Raw genomic sequence first — 3,789 nt, forward strand, 5'->3', positions numbered from 1 at the left:
GCATATGTCGGGCAGGCTGTTAACGATGCCGGCCATCTCGTCCATCCGCCCCCAGCAGTTGAGCGCGATATCGCAGCCTGCGGCAATGCCGCGCGCCGCGCGCTCGGGCACCGACCCGTCGAGTGCCTTCATATCCAGATCGTCGGTCAAGAGCAGCCCGTCAAAACCGATTGCGCCGCGAATGATGTGCTCGATGATCCAGGGCGAATGGGTGGCGCAGCGCTCCTTGTCCCACGCCTCGAACAGGATGTGCCCGGTCATGCCGATCTCAGCGTAAGCAAGCGTGCGAAACGGGGCGATGTCGCGTTCCAGTTCAGCCGCGCTCGCGCTTACGCGGGGCATTTCCATATGGCTGTCGACCATCGCACGGCCATGGCCCGGCATATGCTTGATCGTGCCGAGCACGCCGCCGCGTCTCAGACCATCGAGCACCGCGCGGCCCAAGGCAGCGACGCGCAGCGGCTCCTGCCCCAAGGCCCGGTCACCGATGGCAGGCGTGCCGCCGGGCACCGCGACATCGAGCAGCGGCAGGCAATCGACGGTGATGCCAACCTCGGCCAGATCAAGCGCCAGCGCCTCGGCATTGATCCGCGCCGCCTCGATCGCGCTGGCAGGCGCAATGTCATACAGCCGGTCGAAAGCCGCGCCGGGTGGAAAGGCGAGCCATTCCGGCGGCTTCATGCGGGTAACCCGCCCGCCTTCCTGATCGATCAGGATCAGCAACCGGTCATCGCCGTGCAGCGCACGCAGGCTGTCGGTCAGCGCGCGCAGTTGCGTCCGGTTGTCAATGTTGCGCCCGAACAGGATGTAGCCAGCGGGCACGCACTCACGAAAAAAATCGCGCTCATCATCGCTCAGCGTCAGGCCGGTCAGTCCAAAAATCGCAGGTGTCATGACGCCAGCTTCGGGCAAAGCCTCGCGAAAATCAACGCACGACGAGGCAGTTTTGCCCGGCTTTCTTCAATGTATCGCACACCGCACTGGCGCGCGCAGGGGTGTCGAGCACCGCGCTCAACCGGAAGACCTGCCCGCCATCGACAGTGGCAGGCACGATCCGGCGATTGAGGCCCGACAGAACCTCATGGCGCTGGCTGAGGGTCGCCCAGCCTGCAACCGCGCCGGCCTCATTGGTATAGGCACCAAGCTGCACGAGCGCGCTGCCTTCGGGAGGTGGCACGCCAGCAGGGTCTGCGAGCTGGCCCTGCGGTTGCTCACCCTGGCTAACAGCAAAGCTTGTATCGCCGGTGCCAGCGACTGCCTGCGCCTGAGGATCTTCGGGTGCCTCCTTGAAATCGCCCTCGGGCGCGGCGATCAGGCTGCCATCGCCCGCGGGCGCGCCGCCGTCGCCGCGAAACCAGAACACCACCACCAGCGCAATCGCCAGCGCCACCAGTCCGAGCAGCATGAAGCCCATCACCCGCCCGGTGTTGCCGCCGCTGTCGGCCTGGTCATCGGCTGATTCGAGCCATGGCAGCCGGTCATCATCGATATCCAGCCCAAGCGACGCATCGCGCGGATCTTCATCCAACCGGTCGTCCAGACGATCATTCATAGCTGTGCCTCATCCTGGTGCGCTCTGCGTTGGCCGCGCGCTGGCTCGTCGATGATCCGGCGGCGATCACATCTCCATCGCCGCATCGACCGCCATCAGCGCCAGCCCGTTGGCAATAACCTGCCCGATATTTTTGGCTAAGAAAAGCCTCGCAAAACTGGTATCGGGCGCGTTAACCATGATGATCCGCTTGTCAGGCCGATCATTGCCCAGATTGAAAAATGCATGGAAGGCCGCTGCTAGATCTCCCAGATAGAATGCGATGCGGTGCGGCTCGCGATTGAGCGCCGCCGACTCGACGATTCGCGGGAACTGCGCCGCTAGCGCGATCAGTGCGTGCTCCTCCTCGCCCAGCGTTTCGAGATGCTCGGCCGAAGGTGCCAACCCCTCGCCAGCCCCCTTACGCAGCAGCGACTGGATGCGCGCATGGGCATATTGCACGTAGAACACCGGATTGTCCTTCGACGCCTCGACCACCTTGGCGAAGTCGAATTCCATCTGGGCGTCGGCCTTGCGGGTCAGCATGGTAAACCGCACGACATCTTTGCCGACCTCATCCACCACCTCGGCGAGCGTGATGAAATTGCCCGAGCGTTTGGACATCTTCACCGGCTCGCCATCGCGCATCAGCTTGACCATCTGCACCAGTCGCACATCGAAGCGCGCCTGGCCCTGCGGCCGGTCCTGGGTCAAGGCCTCGACCGCCGCCTTGATCCGCTTGACCGTCCCGGCATGGTCCGCGCCCCAGATGTCGATCAACTGGTCGGCGGTTTCGGCCTTCTGGAAGTGATAGGCGAGGTCCGCACCGAAATACGTCCAGCTGCCATCCGACTTGCGGATTGGCCGGTCCTGATCGTCACCGAACGCGGTCGAGCGAAATAATGGCAGCTCAACCGGCTCCCAGTCTTCGGGCGTCTTGCCCTTGGGGGCTTCAAGCACGCCATCATAAACCAGATCGCGCGCGCGCAGCACGGCTTCGGCAGCTTCGGGCTTGCCCGCCGCCTGCAGCGCTGCCTCTGACGAAAAGACATTGTGGTGAATGCCCAGCAACGCCAGATCAGCGCGGATCATGTCCATCATCGCCGCGACCGAACGGGTGCGGAACTGCGCCAGCCATTCGGCTTCGGGCGCATCGGCCATGCTGTCGCCCAGTTCGCTTGCCAGCGCCTGCGCCACCGGCACCAGATAATCGCCCGGATACAGGCCCTCGGGCACGTCGCCAGACGCCTTGCCAAGCGCCTCAAGATAGCGCCAGTGCACCGAGCGCGCGAGCACATCGACCTGGCCCCCGGCATCGTTGATATAATATTCGCGGATCACCGTGTGGCCCGAATATTCGAGCAGGGTCGCCAGCGCGTCGCCGACGACCGCGCCCCGGCAATGGCCCATGTGCATCGGCCCGGTGGGGTTGGCCGAGACATATTCGATGTTGACGGTAATGCCCTTGCCGAGATCAGACCGGCCATAATCGGTGCCCAGATCGGCAATCGCGCGCAATTCACCGACCCATGCCGATGGCGCAAGCCGCAGGTTGAGGAAGCCGGGGCCAGCGATCTCGACTCCGGTGATCTCATCGACCTGTTCGAGTGCGCCCTTGATCAATTCAGCCAGCGCGCGCGGATTGGACGCGGCGGGCTTGGCCAGCACCATCGCGGCATTGGTCGCCAGATCACCATGCGAGGGATCGCGCGGCGGCTCGACCGTCAGCGCCGCGCGGTCAAGCCCGGCGGGCAAAGCACCGTCGGCTTCGAGCGCATCGAGTGCATCGTGCAGATGCCGGGTGAAACGGGTGTAGAGTGTCATGAGCGAAACCTTGGTCGTGTCTCCCTCGCCCCTTCAGGGGAGAGGATACGCAGACTTGGAGCGCAGCTCCCAGTCGAAGTTGGAGAGGGGTAACCAGCCACCGGTCGTGCTCCCAGCCCTCTCCCTCGCTTCGCTTACGCGAAGCTCTCCCTCTCCCGTAAAGGGAGAGGGTTATGTCGCATCATCGGGTTGCGTTATATTGCAGCTGATCGCCAGTCAGCTGAAAGCCGACCAGCAATTCAAAGCTGGTGCGCTGTATCGCGGCGCGCACATCGGGCAGCGACAGCGGATCGACCGCAGCGTCAGGATCGCCGGTCTTGCGGCGGCGGGTGATGCGCTCACGGATGTCCTCGGGCAACGTCGCAGCGGACTTTTCGATATAGCCAGCCCCGGTGCCCTTGGCCTCGGCGCGATACTGGCCATCGGCAAAGTTC

At 64.1% G+C, this 3,789-nt stretch carries 3 protein-coding genes and 1 pseudogene; all 4 read right to left on the reverse strand.

Translation table 11 applies throughout. The features are described 5' to 3' along the window. Window positions 1-894: glycoside hydrolase family 3 N-terminal domain-containing protein (locus tag ACEW8G_RS04420; RefSeq protein WP_373487238.1), on the reverse strand; the 894-nt coding region annotated here is incomplete at its 3' end. A gap of 31 nt (window positions 895-925) precedes the next feature. After that, on the reverse strand, window positions 926-1,552 hold the full coding sequence (locus ACEW8G_RS04425) for an SPOR domain-containing protein (RefSeq protein ID WP_373487239.1): 627 nt from the start codon (window positions 1,550-1,552) through the stop codon (window positions 926-928). A 66-nt stretch (window positions 1,553-1,618) separates the two neighbouring features. Continuing rightward, complete coding sequence (gene argS / locus ACEW8G_RS04430) at window positions 1,619-3,355, reverse strand: arginine--tRNA ligase (protein ID WP_373487240.1); 1,737 nt, start codon at window positions 3,353-3,355, stop codon at window positions 1,619-1,621. A gap of 181 nt (window positions 3,356-3,536) precedes the next feature. Further along, window positions 3,537-3,789: pseudogene (locus ACEW8G_RS04435) on the reverse strand (hypothetical protein); the annotation flags it as partial.

It is taken from the genome of Blastomonas sp., assembly GCF_041747255.1.
In the GTDB taxonomy this organism is placed as follows: domain Bacteria; phylum Pseudomonadota; class Alphaproteobacteria; order Sphingomonadales; family Sphingomonadaceae; genus Blastomonas.

Excerpts from the sequence above, each read along its gene's own strand:
- ACEW8G_RS04425 (WP_373487239.1), bottom strand. The coding sequence starts at position 1,552 with ATGAATGATCGTCTGGACGACCGGTTGGATGAAGATCCGCGCGATGCG.
- argS (WP_373487240.1), bottom strand. The coding sequence starts at position 3,355 with ATGACACTCTACACCCGTTTCACCCGGCATCTGCACGATGCACTCGAT.